The 18865-nt window shown below is 37.5% G+C and carries 25 protein-coding genes; 4 read left to right on the top strand and 21 right to left on the bottom strand.

Annotation, left to right across the window (positions count from 1 at the left end):
• Positions 1-53: 53 nt before the first annotated feature.
• The 17 genes from ACTJKA_RS03615 to ACTJKA_RS03535 all read right to left on the bottom strand — a co-directional run bounded on the left by ACTJKA_RS03615 (position 54) and on the right by ACTJKA_RS03535 (position 11107).
• Positions 54-431: a hypothetical protein gene (locus ACTJKA_RS03615; RefSeq protein WP_440607627.1), complete on the bottom strand. Its 378-nt coding sequence runs from the start codon at positions 429-431 to the stop codon at positions 54-56.
• An 18-nt stretch (positions 432-449) separates the two neighbouring features.
• Entirely contained in the window at positions 450-797 is a 348-nt protein-coding gene (locus tag ACTJKA_RS03610; protein ID WP_076822292.1) for a YxiJ family protein, read from the bottom strand.
• A gap of 58 nt (positions 798-855) precedes the next feature.
• Positions 856-1254, bottom strand: a complete 399-nt coding sequence (locus ACTJKA_RS03605; protein WP_017358068.1) for a YxiG family protein — start codon at positions 1252-1254, stop codon at positions 856-858.
• Between the two features lie 47 nt (positions 1255-1301).
• Entirely contained in the window at positions 1302-1778 is a 477-nt protein-coding gene (locus ACTJKA_RS03600) for a hypothetical protein (protein ID WP_017358069.1), read from the bottom strand.
• A 39-nt stretch (positions 1779-1817) separates the two neighbouring features.
• Positions 1818-2501: a DUF7003 family protein gene (locus ACTJKA_RS03595; protein WP_268357571.1), complete on the bottom strand. Its 684-nt coding sequence runs from the start codon at positions 2499-2501 to the stop codon at positions 1818-1820.
• Positions 2502-2524: 23 nt separating this feature from the next.
• Positions 2525-3133, bottom strand: a complete 609-nt coding sequence (locus tag ACTJKA_RS03590) for a hypothetical protein (protein WP_224558476.1) — start codon at positions 3131-3133, stop codon at positions 2525-2527.
• Between the two features lie 56 nt (positions 3134-3189).
• On the bottom strand, positions 3190-3819 hold the full coding sequence (locus tag ACTJKA_RS03585) for a hypothetical protein (RefSeq protein WP_056705355.1): 630 nt from the start codon (positions 3817-3819) through the stop codon (positions 3190-3192).
• Between the two features lie 24 nt (positions 3820-3843).
• Complete coding sequence (locus ACTJKA_RS03580; protein ID WP_322535883.1) at positions 3844-4227, bottom strand: DUF2750 domain-containing protein; 384 nt, start codon at positions 4225-4227, stop codon at positions 3844-3846.
• A gap of 65 nt (positions 4228-4292) precedes the next feature.
• Positions 4293-4535 (bottom strand): DNA-binding protein, encoded by a 243-nt coding sequence (locus tag ACTJKA_RS03575; protein ID WP_254000679.1) that lies wholly within the window; start codon positions 4533-4535, stop codon positions 4293-4295.
• 47 nt (positions 4536-4582) lie between these two features.
• Positions 4583-5341: an Imm26 family immunity protein gene (locus ACTJKA_RS03570; RefSeq protein WP_008342601.1), complete on the bottom strand. Its 759-nt coding sequence runs from the start codon at positions 5339-5341 to the stop codon at positions 4583-4585.
• A 293-nt stretch (positions 5342-5634) separates the two neighbouring features.
• On the bottom strand, positions 5635-6030 hold the full coding sequence (locus ACTJKA_RS03565) for a hypothetical protein (RefSeq protein WP_235633541.1): 396 nt from the start codon (positions 6028-6030) through the stop codon (positions 5635-5637).
• A gap of 371 nt (positions 6031-6401) precedes the next feature.
• A complete protein-coding gene (locus tag ACTJKA_RS03560) occupies positions 6402-6638 on the bottom strand; it encodes a hypothetical protein (RefSeq protein WP_235633542.1) in 237 nt (78 codons plus the stop codon).
• A gap of 183 nt (positions 6639-6821) precedes the next feature.
• Positions 6822-7580, bottom strand: coding sequence for a hypothetical protein (locus ACTJKA_RS03555; protein ID WP_076822295.1), 759 nt, complete (start codon positions 7578-7580; stop codon positions 6822-6824).
• Positions 7581-7631: 51 nt separating this feature from the next.
• A complete protein-coding gene (locus ACTJKA_RS03550; RefSeq protein WP_035390924.1) occupies positions 7632-8288 on the bottom strand; it encodes a hypothetical protein in 657 nt (218 codons plus the stop codon).
• Between the two features lie 137 nt (positions 8289-8425).
• Positions 8426-8893: a hypothetical protein gene (locus tag ACTJKA_RS03545; protein ID WP_225310441.1), complete on the bottom strand. Its 468-nt coding sequence runs from the start codon at positions 8891-8893 to the stop codon at positions 8426-8428.
• Between the two features lie 140 nt (positions 8894-9033).
• Positions 9034-9822 (bottom strand): BPU family class D beta-lactamase, encoded by a 789-nt coding sequence (gene blaBPU / locus ACTJKA_RS03540; protein ID WP_336750314.1) that lies wholly within the window; start codon positions 9820-9822, stop codon positions 9034-9036.
• Between the two features lie 115 nt (positions 9823-9937).
• Positions 9938-11107 (bottom strand): acyl-CoA dehydrogenase family protein, encoded by a 1170-nt coding sequence (locus tag ACTJKA_RS03535; RefSeq protein WP_076822302.1) that lies wholly within the window; start codon positions 11105-11107, stop codon positions 9938-9940.
• A 144-nt stretch (positions 11108-11251) separates the two neighbouring features.
• Here ACTJKA_RS03535 and ACTJKA_RS03530 point away from each other — a divergent pair, with 144 nt between their 5' ends.
• Genes ACTJKA_RS03530 through ACTJKA_RS03515 form a run of 4 tightly spaced genes read left to right on the top strand, consistent with a single transcriptional unit; the run spans position 11252 to position 14294 of the window.
• Positions 11252-12016 (top strand): amino acid ABC transporter ATP-binding protein, encoded by a 765-nt coding sequence (locus ACTJKA_RS03530; RefSeq protein WP_024718348.1) that lies wholly within the window; start codon positions 11252-11254, stop codon positions 12014-12016.
• Positions 12013-12873 (top strand): amino acid ABC transporter substrate-binding protein, encoded by an 861-nt coding sequence (locus ACTJKA_RS03525; RefSeq protein ID WP_025207687.1) that lies wholly within the window; start codon positions 12013-12015, stop codon positions 12871-12873. Before ACTJKA_RS03530 ends, ACTJKA_RS03525 begins: the two co-directional genes overlap by 4 nt.
• Positions 12870-13568, top strand: coding sequence for an amino acid ABC transporter permease (locus ACTJKA_RS03520; RefSeq protein ID WP_440607626.1), 699 nt, complete (start codon positions 12870-12872; stop codon positions 13566-13568). Before ACTJKA_RS03525 ends, ACTJKA_RS03520 begins: the two co-directional genes overlap by 4 nt.
• Before the next feature lie 12 nt (positions 13569-13580).
• Positions 13581-14294 carry an amino acid ABC transporter permease gene (locus tag ACTJKA_RS03515; RefSeq protein WP_008342619.1) on the top strand — a complete coding sequence of 238 codons (714 nt, stop codon included), beginning with the start codon at positions 13581-13583 and terminating at the stop codon, positions 14292-14294.
• A gap of 35 nt (positions 14295-14329) precedes the next feature.
• Here ACTJKA_RS03515 and ACTJKA_RS03510 read toward each other — a convergent pair whose 3' ends face one another.
• The 4 genes from ACTJKA_RS03510 to ACTJKA_RS03495 all read right to left on the bottom strand — a co-directional run bounded on the left by ACTJKA_RS03510 (position 14330) and on the right by ACTJKA_RS03495 (position 18741).
• A complete protein-coding gene (locus ACTJKA_RS03510; RefSeq protein WP_007501404.1) occupies positions 14330-15160 on the bottom strand; it encodes a manganese catalase family protein in 831 nt (276 codons plus the stop codon).
• Between the two features lie 128 nt (positions 15161-15288).
• Positions 15289-16329, bottom strand: a complete 1041-nt coding sequence (locus ACTJKA_RS03505) for a 2,3-butanediol dehydrogenase (protein WP_017358082.1) — start codon at positions 16327-16329, stop codon at positions 15289-15291.
• Positions 16330-16399: 70 nt separating this feature from the next.
• The gene (locus ACTJKA_RS03500) at positions 16400-17620 is read right to left on the bottom strand and encodes an MFS transporter (protein ID WP_076822306.1); all 1221 of its coding nucleotides are present in this window, start codon (positions 17618-17620) and stop codon (positions 16400-16402) included.
• A gap of 371 nt (positions 17621-17991) precedes the next feature.
• Positions 17992-18741: a glucose 1-dehydrogenase gene (locus ACTJKA_RS03495; protein WP_007501410.1), complete on the bottom strand. Its 750-nt coding sequence runs from the start codon at positions 18739-18741 to the stop codon at positions 17992-17994.
• Between the last annotated feature and the right edge of the window lie 124 nt (positions 18742-18865).

Here is an 18865-nt window from a genome sequence, read left to right as displayed (position 1 = left end):
TGCACCTTTCTATATTGGGATGGGGAAGCATCATTCGCACATATGTAGAGAGACTAGCCCGATTCATTTGAAACGACTTGTATGACTTGAATCGTTTCACAATAAAAAGAAAAATACTGTTCTTCATAATCTTCGACAAAGTAATTCAAATATTCCCAGCCTCTATCCAAAAGTTGAGTGTTCAAAAAAAGAGAGGAATCGTTTGTTAACTCCAAATCTTTGATTTGAACAGAAGAGACGTTGGTAAATTTCAGATGAATGTCTGCTTTATGGGTTGCAGATTCGTATGGGATGTGTAGATGAATACAGTTGATCAAGTCGTAATGTTCATTATACTCTTTAAAGTAGTGAAATTCATTGATTTGCTTTAGATGGTTGATATCGAAATCAGGGATTTGTTTCTGGATTTTTTCATCTAAAAACCATGTCATCGTTTGTCCTCCAAGAGGTTATTGTAGAAGTGCAATGATTTGTTTTCTTGTTTCTTCATGGTATTGAACATAGGAGTGCAGTAAAGGATATGATTCAAGGATCTCTTGATACGATTTGATTTGGGGATATTGCTCTTCAAATGACTGACGCAGCACGTTTAACTGTTTTTTCGGTATTCGTTTATGATCGACCACATAACTTAAGCTGCCTGCAACAAGTGAAAAAAACATATAAAAATCATCTGAACATATACCAGTTTCCTCTTCAAAAGAGACGATTTCATCTGGATAAGATGAATCTAATAAGTATTGATAACGTTGTTTTACATCATCGAATAAACCTTGTTTATCTCGGCTGATTTTCATGGATTTTCCCCAATCTCTCATTGTTTTTAATTCTTATTTAGACGCTAATGAGATCTTCCTATACACTGCAAATAAATTCTTGTGAATCGAAACATACGTTTTTCGATTCTATTGCGAGTAACATCCCATTGATGTTAAATAGAAAATTTGCATTTGAATCAAATTCTTCAAGAAGTACATTTTTAAGGTCCCCTATCCCATTAGGATGGTAACTACATTCAAAAATTTGCCAATTCATCTCTTCTTGTATCAATTCTTCAAATCTATCATTACCTTCACCCCCATTATAATAAAGACTCGCCATATTCATAAATCGTATTTCATGTTGAGTAACTTTATTTAATTCTGATACTTTTACGCTCAGTATTAATTCTTTATGAAACAAATCAAATGTGACTCCGAGTACATTACAACCCCCATCTAGATAATCGATCCATTTTTGTACACTATTAAACATCTCATTCACTCTCCTATTTTTTCAGGATGAACTCTATTCTTATCGTGTCACGGAGTTTGTAAATATTCTTCAAATGAAATAAAGTCCGCTTTTTTTCGAAATTCGCTTAAGATTTTCTGATCTCCTGTAAAAATAACATCTGTCGAATCAAAAAATCCGATTTCAAACACGGCTTGAGGGATAACGGGTGTATAATTTACGTTCCAATATCGTTCATTATCTTCAATTTGAGGTATTGAAATAATATTCAAATGATCTATATGACGAGGCAATGCGGTCAAAACAGCGAAAATAAAAGAATAAGAATAGTCATGTAAGAATTTTTTGAAATGTTCACCCTTCAGAAATAAAAAATCCGTATAATCCGGCATGACTTCTGAATGAGATTGATTATTCCGATCATGAAGCATTGGGAGTGTCACATCACTTATGACCCAATGATACTCTTCTACGTTTAAATTGATTTTCTTTATTAATTCATTTACTTCGAATAGATTTTCCTCTTTTGCTAATACGATTCTCATTACTTGCTCCACCTCACCGATTTAAAACATCAGACGAAACTAAAAATATTCCACAGTATCAAAATCTGACCATAATCTCCAGTCAGTGTTCGTGTTTATATTTACAATGCATGTTGGATCTTGATAGATCAAACTCTTCGCAACCGATTGAAAAAAAGGAGATTGACTAGGGAGTTGGCTATGCGTTTCTGGATGAAACCATGATTCAGTTGTGTAGAGCGGTTTATCATATACATGCTGAACGATGTCAAATTGTTCTTGATCTGTCATCCATAAACTATCCAGCAAATCTCGATGTTTGGCCATTTCTCTTAACAGAGTAATCCATTCATTTTCCTCTGTTACATCAGATTGGCATGACTCTGGTATTTGAACATGAAAATAGTCTCCATTTAATCTAATTAGTAAAGGATGCTTTGTGAACCCATGTTCTATCTCATCATCATCTATTATTTCATGATGATGATCCACGAAATCAAAAAGCTCATCCAGTAGAAAATTGATTGATCCATTCTTCAAATCATGACCAATCGCAAAAAAATCAATAGACGGTCCTACCTTCGATAAACCGAATAATTGAATCGTGATCAGCCAATTTTCCTCTCTAGTAAATAGAGAAAGCTTCCCTTTGGCAAAATCAAAGTTCCCATTATCTAATAATGGAAACTCTTTATTTAGAAAAGACTCATCTAGTATAGATAACACATTGTCTATTTGATTCATGTCTTCCTCCTTATGAAGTTATTTCATTCTACGTTTGTATAATTTCGAATCAGTTCTTTTCTAAAATCATCAGGAAGTTTTTGATTCGGAAATACAACTGAAATCCAGCCTAATACAATCTCATCTAAAATTCTCCACGTTTTTAACAATTGTTTATTCATTTGTTCTAATTGAAGAATCGCTAGTACTCCTATCTCATAACCTCTGTCGCCATAAATGATCCATTTCGCAGAAGGGGAAACCCATATCACACGTGAAGCAATATCCATTATGCTATCATTTACACTCTCTATCGGATAATCCGTTAAGAGATCGAGGTAATCACTTGGTGTGAGGTTTAACGGTACTTTCACCCAAGGATAATAACCAAAATCATGATAATAATCATCCATGCTCTTCTGCTCATCTAATACAGCCATGAGTATATAGTCATCATGATGATTCAAAGCTAAACCTTTTAACATTTCCCAACCATCATCTGATAACAACCAATGGAATTCTTCGAATAAATAATGAGGGGTTTTCGTTTTCAACACTTGATCAGGGAATGTATTCGTACTGTGAATGAGCGAATGAACAAACGATAGAACATGTTCAAATTCTTTTGGATCGGATATAAACAAATGTTTCACTTTATGCTCCTTTCATATCTTCGGGTAAGTCTATCATCAGTCATTAATAATCCATTTCACCGCTTGTAACATGACGCATAATGAGAGAGCATTTGAGTGTAATAATCATTGAATGTTTTTTGATCCTTCAATAATCCTTCAAACCAATTTGCTAAAACAGGGTGATCCATTGGTTTCCACCCTTCTTTTAATAACCTATTTTTCACAGAATCTTTTGTTGATACCATTCCTATGATACAAATTTCCATATCTCTATCTGCCCAAATCGCCCACTGCAAAGAATGAGCTAACCAGACAACTATATTCGAATGCGTGATTATATTATCCGCTATGGAACCTTTTGGGTGCATCCATAGTGCATTTACATAATCCTCACCTGAAATGTTCACACTCGCTTTCAGCCAATGATAATAACCAAATTCCTTCAAATAATATGCGGTTGGATCTGGTTGAAGGACTGCAGTCAAAAATTCTCTATCTTGTGTAACAGTTGATAACTCTTTTATGGTTGGTAAAATATCATCACTCAATGCCCAATCAAACTCTTGAAACAAAAAACAATCAAATGTCTTACGAAAAACTTGTTGTGGCAGCTCTTTACTTGTTTCAAACACATGGTCTACTAAATTCTGATAGAATTTGAATTCTTTTTCTGAACGAATAAATAAATCTTCAAGCCGTTTCAAACAACTACCTCCACTCTTGTCGAACTAGTAGTTTTTTAATTCTTCCTCTATATCTTCTTTTAATGTTTGAATTTCAATTGACAACGAATTATTTCGATTATAGAAAATGGACGGATTGATTCCATCTGCTAACATTCCCGGCAGCCACTCTTCTATAAAATCGTCTAAATCAATCATTTCTGGCACTGTTTTTTCCCATTGGTCGATCGCACAATAAGCGGCATGTTCCTCTGTCGGCCAAAAATGAAGCTGCGGTACACGATAATCATCCTCTGACATCACCCACCCCTTCTCGTTTCTTAATGACCAAACCTCTTCAAAATCAACAATCTTTTTGATGAAATAGTCATAACACTTTTTCGCAGGTAATTGCATGGTGGTTTCTAATTCTTTCGGATGCATAGACATTGCGTCACGCCTTTTATTTATAAATGGGCTTAATCATAAGAATTTAGCAAGCTCATACATAGGAACTATTTGTATTCTTCTAACCAGTCATTCAAATCATCTACAGAATGTAAGTAAGAATTAGGTGAATCTTTCAAATCAATTCCACTTAAAAGAATCAGCATATCCCAAACTTCATCATCGTCTATTTCTGGATCGTCTGCAGAAACGTAAATTTCAGCCCAATCAGACACTTGTTCTCTTGTGATCGTCCCCTTTAAGACATTTCGTATTTTATTTAAACAGTCTAGCATTTTTGGTTCAGCCATTTATTACACCATTCCTTTCTCAAAACTCATTTTACGCTGTAAACTGCCTATATTTCATATTTAATAATATCCTCCATTGACATACCTTTAAAATATAAAGTAAGAATGTTTTTAATAGTGTATTCGCTACGTATACCCATCGGGTTAAATATAGTCTTAGCCGTTTTTGGATCAGCAACCTCTAAGTCCATAGCAGGTGTATCGGAACCTTCTTTACCCTCGCTTACGTAATAATTTCCATTTCGGTATTCCACGAATTTCAGATTTTGAAGATCCTCTTCTTTTATAAAATCTTGATTTATTTTTGTGATGACTTTCCATGAACCACTTAAAAAGCCTGTCAGGCCTGTATTTGCAACGAATAGTCCTTTCTCTTTTTTTATCAATTGTTTTAACTCATTTTTTTCTATTCTTTCATCAACAAACAAATCATAGTATTGGATTAAAATATCATCATATTGATTTTTCCCCTCACCCGAAATGATCAAAGCATAGCTCAATTTCCCAACTTCTTTTAATGGGAGTTCAAATATAGCTCCTGGTTCTACTTTACTTAAAGTTTTTACTTTTTTAGTTGTTATTTTAATATCCGTTACTTCTTTGTCGTTTAAATCATCAAAATAGTGACTACCTCCATTGTTTAAAGCCATCATAATTGTCAAAAGCATCTCATCAATCGTTGGCTTTCTCTTCAAATGTTCCTCAGTCATTTCATAGAATTGTTCAATCGCTTCTTCAAAAATATCTAATCCATCATCACCAATTATGATGTTCTTTTTCTTATGTACTTCTTCCCAAAAGCCCATTTAGAATACCCTCCTTATATATTGGGTTCTTTATTTTCTCATTTTGATTTATCACGATAAATGTATACTTGTATAAACTGTTTTATTTGCACGTTTGAAAAGTGCCACTTCATGATCAGTTAGCCACTTTAGCTCTCTCATGTGATACGAAATGTCTTCTAAATAGATATCGGTTTTAGCAATTAATTTTTTATTTAAGATATTTCTTTTATTGTCTTCAACTACAAGATAAAGAGTAAACTGCTTTAAATCTAATTCAATCAGAGGATATGCTTTCTTTGTTTTATCAGGACTTAATTTTCTTTATATTCCTTTTCTTTCATTTTTTGAAATGCCGCTTTGACTTGCTGACTTTCCCAATTTTTCAGTTCACACAGATAGAGCATCGCTTTTTCCAAAGTGTCAGCTAAGATCTTTTTCTTATTTATTGCATGTTCAAATTCACTGTAACAAAAGGGTACTTCTAGCTCATACGTATTTTTTAAAAATAACATGTTAGGTTCTTCTTTTGAGGTACTAATTAATTTGTAGTCTTTAAAAGATCCACATATCAAAACAATAGCCTCACAATCTTTCGTTTGAAATTTCTTTTCTAATTCGTATAAAAACATTTCAGTCATACAAAGAGATTGACTAGCTAAAATTCCACGATCGTCATCTGACATTAATTGTATATTTTTCAAATGCACTGCTTATAAGCCTCCTAATAAAATTTTAATCACCTTAGCCTTGAATGTTTGCTTATATTATTCCTTTGCTTTCTTTACTGCAAATGCTCTACTTTATCTTGTTCCCATTGAAGCACCATTTCTCTTCTTTTTAGACCGGTTGAAAAAATCCTAGCTGCTTAGAAATTGAAGAATTTCTGTTGCTTCTTCATAAAGTTCATCAATTAATGGTAAAATCATTCCCCGCAAATCTGCTTCATTTTCAAATTCTATTAAATCTCCTTTTTTGCTCACGAGATTATTCGATACACAAATCCAAATATCGAGATGGTCTATACAATAACCTTGATCACCTTCTTCACCATCATGAAGCTCTTCACCATTTAGATATTCTACTGAAAATATATGGATGAATGATATCCTGTTGTAAAACAATCTGAGACTTGAATTTCTCTCCCTCTATATTTTTTTCCATATACGAATCTTCCAAATTCAGCATTGATTGTTAAACCTAAATCTTTAAATTTTGCTTGTTTTTCTTTCACTAGATTCAGTGCGATATTTGTTATTTCTTTTTCGATATCTGCGATAGATTCTTTGGTCATTGTGTTTAATTTAACTTTCTTCAATTTTTTCACCTCAATTACTGTAGAAACTCAAATGATCTTTAAAGCAAACAAACCTCCTACTGATAAAGTGGAGGTTTGTTTGCTAAACGATAGAAAGCTATATTGCTTACTTTTTGAAATACTACTATTCCATAAGGCTTTTAAAACAAATCATCTTTATCAGCTGACCCTCATGATAGATGCCTATATTTCGTATTTAATAATATCTTCCATTGACATACCTTTAAAATATAAAGTAAGAATACTTTTAATAATGTATTCGCCATACATACCAATCGGGTTAAATATCATTTTAGCGGTTTTTGGATCAGCAACCTCTAAGGACCTAACAGGTGCATCGTGACCTTCTTTACCCTTGCTTACATAATAATTTCCATCTCGGTATTCCACGAATTTCAGATTTTGAAGATCCTCTTCTTTTATAAAATCTTGCTTTATTTTTGTAATGACTTTCCATGAACCACTTAAAAATCCTGTCAATCCTGTACTTGCAACAAATAGTCCATTCTCTTTTTTTATCAATTGTTTTAACTCACTTTTTTCTATTCTGTCATCAACAAACAAATCATAGTATTGGATTAAAATATCATCATATTGATTTTTTCCCTCACCTGAAATGATTAAAGCATAGCTCAATTTTCCAATTTCTTCTAACGGGAGTTCAATAATAGCTCCTGGTTCTACTTTACTTAAAGTTTTTGCTTTTTTAGTTGTTATTTTAATATCCGTTACTTCTTTGTCGTTTAAATCATCAAAATAGTGACTACCTCCATTGTTTAAAGCCATCATAATTGTCAAAAGCATCTCATCAATCGTTGGCTTTCTCTTCAAATGTTCCTCAGTCATTTCATAAAATTGTTCAATCGCTTCTTCAAAAATATCTAATCCATCATCACCAATTATGATGTTCTTTTTCTTATGTTCTTCTTCCCAAAAGCCCATTTGGAAAACCCTCCTTATATATTGGGTTCTTTATTTTCTCATTTTGATTTATCACGATAAATATATACTTGTATAAACTGTTTTATTTGCACGTTTGAAAAGTGTCACTTCGTGATCCGTTAACCATTTAAGCTCTCTCATATGATAAGAAATTTCTTCTAAGTAAGTATAGGTTTCAGCAATTAATTTTTTATCTAAGATATTTCTTTTATTGTCTTCAACTACAAGATAAAGAGTAAACTGTTTTAAATCTAATTCGATAACTGGGTAAGCTTTTCTTTTTTTATCGGGACTTAGTTTTGTTCTCCCTTTAATCTCCGCTTTATATTCCTTCTCCTTCATTTTCTTAAATGTTGCTTTGACTAGCTGACTGTCCCAATTCTTCAGTTCACAAAGATAGAGTATCGCTTTTTCCAAAGTATCTGCTAAGATCTTTTTCTTATTTGTTGCATTTTCAAATTCACTGTAACGGAAGGGTACTTCCAGCTCGTACGTATTTTTTATAAATAAGATGTCTGGTTCATCTTTTGAAGTACTAATTAATTTGTAGTCTTTAAAAGGCCCACATATCAAAACAATAGCCTCACAATCTTTCGTTTGAAATTTCTTTTCTAATTCGTATAAAAACATTTCAGTCATACAAAGGGATTGGCTGGCTAAGTTCCCATGATCGTCATCTGACATTAATTGTATATTTTTCAAATGCACTTCTTGTAAGCCTCCTAATAAGATTGTGAATGTTTGCTCACTCTTTTTTCAAAACTTGCTTTCTTAGGTGTAAATGCTCTATCTCATTCCCATTAAAATGCCCTTTCTTCCCTTCTAAATATAGCTAGTTTAAAATATTAGCTCCTTAGAATTTGAAGAATTTCTGTTGCTTCTTTGTACAATTCATTAACTAGTTGTATAATAATTCCTCGCAAATCCACTTCATTTTCAAATGCAATTAAATATCCTTTTTTGCTGATCAGATTATTTGATACACAATCCCAGATATCCAGATGGTCTATACAATAACCTTCATCTCCCTCATCACCATCATGAAACTCTTCGCCATTTAGATAATCTACTGAAAAATATATGGATGAATGATAACCTGCTTTAAAACAATCTGAAACATGAACTTCTCTCCCGCTAAATTTCTTCCCATATCCGAATCGTCCAAATGCAGCATTGATTGTTAACCCTAAATCTCTAAAATCTATTTGTTTTTCATTCACTATATTCAAAGCGATTTTTGTTATTTCTTTTTCGATATCTGCGATAAATTCTTTGGTCAAAGTATTCAATTTAATTTTTTTCAAATTTTTCACCTCTTGCATTGCCTATAGTTGTTAAGATAATGATTACTATTTCACTTCAATATATTTCTATAAATATACCATACTTTCAAACTAATCCATATATCATCAACTTATCTATATATCCCCTTTTTCACACATAAAAAAGCACCCTAAACGGATGCTTCTACCAAATGATATTTTTTCAAAATACGATAGGTGATTTCTTTTGCTTCTAGTCCGGTGCCTTCTATATTTGTGGTGAAGATGTAGGTTTTGTTTTCATGTTTGATGAAGCCTGCGTACCAGCCGATTCCTGATCCGGAGCCTGTTTTTCCGTATAGCGTGGTGTGTTTCTCTTCTTCTTGTATCATCATTCGTTTGACGGTTCTCATAACCGATAGGTCAAATGGGAGACTTTCTTCATATAACTGTTTTAGGAAATGGACTTGTTCTACTGGAGAAATGCGCAACGTACTGCTTAGCCAAAATTGATCGATTACGCCAGATATGTCTTGATTCCCATAATGAATGGCTTTTATCCAATGGCCCATGCGCTCTTCCCCGATGTCACGTGCCATAGCTTGATAATACCAGACGACTGAATCTCTCATGCCAGAGCCCAGTGTATGGTCCTTATTCCAATTATCAATCTCTCTTTTTACTCCGTCCCAATATTTAATGTCGTATTCATCTTTAACTGCACCTGTTTGAAGTCCGATTAAGGCATTTGCTATTTTAAACGTTGATTGAGGTGCAAAGCGCTTGTTCGCTCTTCTTTTGTTATACACCCATGGTGATTTTTCTTTTACTTCTTGAATCACAAATGTGCCTTCCCGATCTTTCATAAATTCATCGACGGACCATTTTGGAGATGTTCCTTCACTTGATGCAGGCTTGCTCATACAAAGTGCTGCAAGCATCGCGCCAGCAATCAGCCATTTCATCTTCTTTTTTTGCAAACAATCACCCTCTTTGCTCATGATTGCAATCGATTGTAGCATGCTGACTGATCAGAAATAAGAGCCGCTCGTCCTCTTTTTCAATAAAAAAAGCCGGTTTTATCCGGCTTTCTGTTTATTGTACGTTCAATTTTTTCTCTTCAATCGCTTGCTTTGCAATTTTCGAAATCGTCATATCGTCCATTGGTGGGTTATGAAGGCCAGCACGAATGTCTCGATAGTAACGTTGAAGCGGGCAGCTAAGGTTTAAGCTTTTTGCACCGACTAAACGCATAGCTTTATCGACCACTTGCAGACTATCATTAACGACTGTATGCTTCACAGCACCGAATTCATTGATTAACAGCTCTCTTTTCTCTGGCTGCTCATACAATGTTGTCGTTGAATAGATGACATGGCGTGCTTGCTTTAGTAGTAAATCAATTTCGCCAATCAGTGTTTGGACATTTGGCAGTTCGCTAATCGTTCCGCTAATACTGTTCGGTGAATGGGTGATGGCATACTGAACAGCATAGTCTCTTGCCGCTTGTGCAATCCCTAAATAACAGGAAGGAATATGTGCGATCCAAGGGTTTAACGTACCGCCCCGGGGTCCTTTTTGCACTTCAACCAACATGTCATCTGGAACTTCCACATGATCTAGAATTAAATCATGGCTCTCTGTTCCTCTCATGCCAACAACATCCCACGTTTCTTCTATAGAAACACCTTTTGTATCACGGTGAATTAAGAAGAAGCCCATCGCTTCTTTTTCTTCGATCCATACACCGACGAGAAAGTATGTGAGCGCTGGTGACATCGTTGTGAATGTTTTCCTGCCACTGATCACCCATTGATCTCCTGATCTCGTTGCAGTTGTTCCAGGTTTGCCCCCTCTTGTCGGACTCCCTGTTTGCGCCTCACTGACGGCCCGGTTCACAAGAGCCCCATTCTTGATTTCTTCAGCAAAAAATTGCAGCTGCTTCTCATTCCATAGTTTCTTTTCATAAATTTCACCAACAACTCCTTGGTGCCAGCCGATCGATAAGGCAGTTGCTCCATCCATACTTCCTAGTGTTTCTTGAAAAAGGACCATATCCTTTACAGATTGACCCCCGCCCCCGTACTCAACAGGCAGAGACAACGTTGTATAGCCCAGTTTTACTAATGATTCGATATTTTGTTTAGGAAAATAGGCACCCTCATCATGTTCTTTTGCAGATTGTTCGATCGTTTCACGAAGGGATTCTAGTTGATCTAGCCAATTTTTTTGAAAATCTGATTCGACAAATAATGCTTTAGACAAAACGTATCCAACTCCTCTGTTTCTCGCAATCTATCATATCCGATTTATCCAATAGGTATTATTAAAACACACTTTACTTATAGGATTTAATGTGTTAAATTTTATCAATATTAAGTACATATGTCAAAGGAACGTGATGCTTTTATGATTTCTGCTACTAATCTACATAAATCCTATGGGTCAACTCATGTGTTAAAAGGAATTGATTTCACCGTACAAGAAGGTGAAGTGGTCGCCATTATTGGACCGAGCGGATCAGGAAAAACAACCCTTCTCCGCAGTTTAAACAGCCTTGATATCCCAGACAAAGGAACGCTGACAGTTGGAGAAGCCACGATTCAATTTGAACAATATCGAAAAAAAGATCTTCTAAAACTCAGACAGCAATCGTCTATGGTGTTTCAGCATTATCACTTGTTTCAAAATAAACGAGCACTTGAAAACATCACAGAAGGATTGATTGTGTCTCAAAACATGTCTAAAAAAGAGGCGGAAAAAATCGGAGAGCAATTGTTAACGCGAATTGGGCTGCTTCATAAAAAAGATGCGTTTCCAAGTGAATTATCCGGCGGTCAACAGCAGCGGATTGGGATTGCTCGTGCTCTTGCCATGAATCCTGCGGTGCTTTTGTTTGATGAACCAACGTCCGCACTGGACCCAGAGATGGTCGGAGAAATCCTTGAAATGATGAAAGATATTGCGAGCCAAGGCATGACGATGGTCATTGTGACGCATGAAATCTCGTTTGCAAAGGATGTAGCGGATACAGTGATCTTTATGGCAGATGGGGAAATCGTTGAAAAAGGCTCACCAGAAGACGTCCTGATGAAGCCTCAGCATGAACGGACGAAACAATTTTTATCAAGAATTCATCGCGGGATGTGGCAAGGATTGGAGGAAGACAGATGAAGCGCAAGACTTTATTCACTGCCGCTAGTATCCTTCTGTTTCTCCTCTCTCTCATTGGCTGTAGCAGTGTGAAAACAACAACAGATGATGGCAGACAAATTGTCAAAGTCGCACTAAGCGCAGAAGTCAATCCGCCTTTTTTAGCCACAAATGACCGCAACGAGCCGATTGGCTATAACATCGATTATTTAAATGAAGTCGAGAAACGTTTGCCACACATTCATTTTGATTATATCTTTGGCGAGGAAGAATCCAATTTAATTGGGATCGGCGCTGGGAAATTTGAAATGGCGGCTAATTGGTTTTTTAGTAATCCTGAACGTGAAAAACGCTTTCTTTATCCTAAAGTTCCATACGGCTATTCGATGACAGGTTTAATTGTGAATGAATCAGAGCAAGATATTCAATCTCTAGACGATATGACATCAAAAAAGCTCGCTCCCGTCAGTCCTAGCGGCGGCCTTCGTTCCATATTAAATCAATATAATGAAGAACATGATCGAAAAATTCCGCTCACAACCATTGAAAGCCCTTCAAACGAACTCAATTTAAAACGAGTCGAAAGTGGACGGTCCGATGCGGCTTTTATGAATATTTCGACCTTTGATACGATTCAAAAACATCTTCACCTGAAAGTCAAAGTGGGCGGCATTGTCTCAAAGGAACCTATTTATCTTGTCTTACAGCCTAGTCAAAAGAAACTAGCATCACAATTGGATCGAGTGACACAAGAGATGATCGAAGACGGAACATTACCTGACCTTGCGAAGAAATGGTTTGGCGTTGATTTCTTTCAAGATATTGACTATATATCAGAGCAAGGCTATCAATATGAAGAAAGGAAGGAAGCGCCATGACGTTTACAGCTGGAGATTGGCTAAGAATCTTTTTACAGGTGGTTGATCGCCTGCCACTCACATTTCTTATGATTGTGGTGTCATTGTTTTTTGCCATCATCATCGGATTGCTGTTTGCTTGCATTCGAATCAAACAAATTCCAGTGCTGAAACAATTGGCGGTCATTTATTTGTCATTTACACGAAGTACGCCGCTCATTGTTCAGTTATTTCTGATTTATTTTGGCCTGCCTCAGCTTTTACTCATGACCGGAATTCAAATCAATCATTGGGATCGTGTGTTATTTGTGATGATCACATTCTCGTTACATACGGGCGCTTATTTATCTGAAGTCTTTCGCAGTGCATATTCCTCTGTTGGGAAAGATCAGCTTGAAGCAGCTTACATTGTTGGGATGACAGATACGCAGGCATTAATGAGGATCATTATTCCGCAAGCCTTTCTCATTGCACTTCCGAACCTTGGAAATTACACCATTGATCTCGTGAAAGATACCGCCATTGCATTTACAATCGGACTCATTGATATGATGGGACAGGTCAAAATCATCCTAGGTAATAACTACGGGATAGGGATGTTTGAAGTGTACGTCATCATTGCAATTGTGTATTGGCTGATTTGCATCAGTATTGAACTGATCACGATGCTACTGGAAAGAAAATTTGTGAAAGGCCGCACCAGCCTGTCACGCTAAGGAGGCGATTTGATGCAAACCATTGATATATCATTTGCAATTGACCAAATACCACATATTCTAAAAGGCGTTCCCTTCACCTTATTGATTGCACTTGTTTCTATGGCTGTGAGCCTTTTGATTGGATCTGTTTTTGCTTTCATTCGCCTCTTTCGTATCCCTGTGCTCCGCCAGCTGGTCACGCTCTATGTCTCATTTTTTAGAGGAACACCTCTCATTGTTCAGTTGTTTGCTTTCTTTTATGGCATTCCATTTGTTCTGACCAAAATGAATAGCACTTTTGGGTTGACCTTTCACCCGGATATGGTCTCCCCGCTTACCGTTGCCCTTATCACCTTCAGCCTGCATTCAGCCGCGCATTTAACAGAAGTGGTCCGCAGCGCACTCCTTGCAGTAGACAGAGGGCAGCTTGAAGCGGCGAAAATCGTTGGCATGACCACCAGACAGGCGATGATTCGCATTATTTTACCGCAAGCGTTTGTGGTTGCCCTGCCAAACCTAGGGAATCAGCTCATTCAGCTGTTAAAAGCCACGTCCCTTTCGTTTACAATTGGTGTACTGGAAATCATGGGAATCTCTCGCATCATTGCAAATGACGGCTACAAATTTTTAGAAACGTATCTGGTCTCTGCTTTGATCTATTGGATGCTTAGTATTTTCTTTGAACTCGCTTTTGCTTTGTTAGAGAAACGAGTCAGCGTGTACGGAAAATCTCTTGGACGTTAAAAAAGTCGATCAGGTACAAAACCTGATCGACTTTTTTATTCTCCTTTTTTCGGTGTGTTATATAGTTCTTTCGGTGCTGGTTTGAGTTTAGGCGCAGAGCCGAACACGACAGGAGCAGAAATATATCTGAATTCTCCCTTTCCATCCATACTTCGGCCATGTGCCCATCTGCCTTCTTTGCTTTCTTCTCCTCTTGAGAAGTTAAACAAATCATAGGATACTTGCTGTTTTTCCAGTGAGCGCGGGAAGGTGGTTGGAACAACGACATCCCCTTCTCGTTCTTCCAATTCCTTAATTGCAGCCAGCCACATATTTTGATGATATGTATCACGAGCAATGAGAAAGGAGAGCATATCCTTCACTCCGCGGTCATCGGTCATCTCATAAAGCCGTGTAACCTGAAGTCTGCCTTGTGATTCCGCGTTCAAATTTGCCCGGAAGTCAGCCATTAAATTTCCACTTGCAATGATATATTTTGCATTCCACGGATACCCTTGACTATCTGCTGCCATTGCCCCTAAGCCTGCAACAATTGCATGTTGAGGATTCATTCCGCCCATGACGGCTGCAAGTGCTGGATCACTTTGATACGCTTCTTCTTGTTCTTTAACTGGGGCATTATCAAGTAATCGAGCAATCATCGTTGCCAGCATTTCGACATGACCGATTTCCTCCGTTCCAATGTCATGGAGCAAATCTTTATATTTTTGATCCGCTCGGCAGTTAAACCCTTGAAATAAATATTGCATCATCACGCTGATTTCTCCATATTGACCGCCTAATACCTCTTGTAATTTTTTCGCATAAAGAGGGTCCGGCTTAGAGGGCTTTGCTTCATATTGCAGTTCTTTAATGTGATAAAACATGATGTCATCTCCTTTATTTACAAACACCTTTGCACTTATCACTATTCAGCCGATCCCCTCTTTATGAAAATCGCATGCTCTTATAAAAAAAAAGAGAACGGCATCTGCCATTCTCTTTATCGTCCTACTTATTCAGCACTGACTAAAATTTTCACTTGATCTTTTTCATTGATTAATGCATGGAAGCCATCTTCGATCACATCGTCCAGCTTGATTTTTTTCGTGACGAGTGTATCTGCAGAGAAATAGCCTTTTCTCATTAAGTTTAATACAGATGGGAAAACATCTCTGTAGCCGATGATTCCTTTGACTGTACGTTCTTTAATGACAATGTCATTCGGCATAATTTCTGCGCCTTTTTCCCAAATGCTCACAATGACTGTTTCACCTGAAATTCTAGTTGATTGGATTGCTTGCTTCAATACAACAGGTACACCTGTCACTTCAAAAGAAACATCGACTCCACCATTTGTACGGCGTGCGATTTCTTGAACAACATCTTCATACTGAGAAGGATCTACAATGATCGCTCCAAGTTCTTTTGCTTTTTCTTGGCGCTCTTTTGATAATTCCACTGCATAAATGTCAGTAGCACCAGCTGCTTTTAATGCTTCAATGACAAGTAAACCGATTGGCCCACAGCCAAACACAGCTGCTGTATCCCCAGCTTGCACTTTACTAGAACGAACCGCATATAAAGCAACTGCAGAAGGTTCAACAAGTGCACCTTGCTCATATGAAATTTCGTCTGGTAACAAATGAAGTAATTCTTCATCGACAGATACATATTCAGAGAATCCTCCACCGCCACCAGCAAGTCCTAAGAAGCCCATGTTTTCATCTAAGTTGTAAGCACCTTGGTGCCCGTGAGTTGCAAAAATAGGTTCAACAACCACTCGATCGCCTACTTTGTAATTACTCACGCCTTCTCCAACTTCTACAACTTCACCAGAGAACTCGTGTCCCAGTGTAATGGGTGCTTTTTCTTTTGTAAGTGGATGAGGTTCATTCACAGGAATAAAGATCGGTCCGCCTAAATATTCATGTAAATCACTACCGCAAATGCCGCACCATTTTACTTTCAGTTTCACTTTTCCTGGAGCAACTGTTGGTTCATCAATTTCCTCTAGTCGAATGTCCTTTTGATCGTGCCAGCGTAGTGCTTTCATTTGTAAGACTCCTTTTCTCATCAATTTAATTAACTTACTTAAATAATGATAACATAATTTTTTTAATTTTCTAAGTAAGATGCACTATTTTTTTGACAGTCAATGGACGAAAAATGACAAAACATAGCAACAGACAAATAAGAAGCATACATAGGCAGCCAATTATGACAGAAGTACGTATCGATAAAACATGCGCCAATGCGCCGCATATTCCTGTCATCATCATCGTCAGAACAGCTTCACATAACGCATAAAAACTTGCCACTCTCCCCATAACCTCTACCGGGATATTCGTTTGATAAAAAGTCATAAAACCGGTGTTTGCAAATGCTAAAAAGAAAGCTAGAACAAAAAAGCCAGCTGCTGCGACAGTCAATGTGCTTGAAAAAGCATAGATCAAGTATCCAAAAGCCACAAACAAACTACCCGCACCAAGCATCACTGAAATAGGCAGCCTTTCGACAATGACCGTATTGAGACATGCCCCTGCGATAATCCCTGCCCCAGCTACACTGACAAGAAACCCATATTCGGTATTGGTCAACATCAGCACTTCCTTTGCAAAAGCTGCTTCAAGTGAGTCAATTGCAGTCGGCAGCACCGTGATGGCGGCACTAAATAATAAATACACGGCCATCACTTGACGGGATGTGAGACTGAAATGAAATACAAGTTTTGCATCTTCCTTTAATACTGAGAGAGAAAAGCCTTTTTGTGCCCCGGCTGCTTTTGACAAAATCGGTAAACACATCGTCAAAACAGCAGATATCAAAAGGCAGATTGCATTTACATAAATTGAAAGGACTGGTGTACCAATGAGAAAAAGCACCCCTGCTACGGCGGGTCCGAGTAAAAATCCACCAGACTGAAGCAAAGATCGAATGGCATTAAACCGTTTTCGTTTATCCGCCGGGATTAGTGCTGTCATATAGACCATCGAAGCTGGATGAAACATGGCTTGTGCCATATGAATGAGAAATAGCATCACATATACGATCAATAAGTGGCCTGAAAATAAGGCAAAGGGTAAACAAGCAATCAGAATGGCCCGGCATAGATCTAGACTGATCATGACATTCCGCTGATTCAGTCTATCTATTAAGCTACCAGACCAGCTATTTGTTAAAAGAGCCGAGACAGGTCTTAACATATAGACGGCTGTTACAGCAAGAACGGAGCCCGTTTCCTGAAAAATCAGCAGATGGAGAGCAATCATATAAATCCATTCTCCTATGTTCGCAATACCAATCGCTCCAAGTAACATGCTCATATCCCGCCAATGTTTTTTCATCGTGGTGCCCTCCTTTTTGTCATAAAAAAATCCCGCCCCCAAGACATTTCTGTCTTGAGGACGGGATTGACTCCGCGTTGCCACCTCAGTTCATTCACCTGTTACCAGATGAACCTTAGCAGGTTATCGCTAACCCTTCTCTATAACGGGAGAATGCCGCTGCATCACCATCACAATGAATCCGGTGCAGAGCTAAGAGGCTTGGTTCTGTAACGCTTCCCAGCTCCTTCTCAGCTTCACGGAGTTCTCTGTGTGAGGCAGCCATTACATACTCTTCTCTATTTGCGCTTTATCTTTTTTTCATCACGATCTTCAGCTGAATTGTTCTATATTGTACTGCGCCTCCGTCAAGGCGTCAATGTTTTTTCATGTTAATCCGCATAAATCATTTTTCTAGTCATGCCGCCATCAACAACCAAATCGGTTCCTGTCACAAATTGATTGTCTTCATCTGTTAAATAAAAACAAGCTTTGACAATATCCTTTGGCGTTCCTACTCGATTGGAAAGGTGCTGCTGATGGTCAATTTCTCGCAAATTTTTCTCATCCTTCGTTTCAATCCACCCAGGGGAAATGCTGTTTACTGTTATGTGATCCTGACTAAAAGAAGCAGCCAGCGCATGAGTAAGTGCTGATATCCCGCCTTTTGATGCAGCATACGCTTCTGTATGAGGCTCTGACATGGTCGCACGGGTAGATGAAATATTCACAATGGAACCGCCGTTTGGATTCTCTTTGATATAACGTGCCGCTTCCCTTGCACATAAAAAAGCACCTCGTAGGTTTGTATGCAGCACATGATCAAACTCATCAACCGTTAGCTCATAAGGCGATTTTGTACACATAACCCCTGCATTATTGATGAGAATATCGATCGTTTGATAACGAGCCACAGCAGCTGACATGATGTCTTGAATATCCTTCTCTTGTTTCACATCCGTTTTTTTAAAAAAAGCCTCAAAGGACTCCTTTTTCAGCTGATCTTCCAAGCGCTTGCCCTTCTCTTCGTCAATATCCGCAAGCACAACACGCGCCCCTTCTTTCGCATAGCCATACGCGATCGACTCACCAATTCCATTTGCTGCGCCAGTGATAACGACTGTTTTATTGTGAAAATTCATCGTTTATCCTATCCTTTCTCTCATGAGATGTTGTCGTCTATCATACCACTCATGTATACACGATACCTAGTCAAATGGGACATAGAAAAACCACCACCTAAATCATACATTAGGAGGGTGGTAT

It is taken from the genome of Bacillus sp. 22190 (assembly GCF_052045575.1).
GTDB classification, from domain to species: Bacteria; Bacillota; Bacilli; order Bacillales; family Bacillaceae; genus Bacillus; species Bacillus altitudinis.
This window is presented reverse-complemented; position numbering and strand designations above follow the sequence as displayed.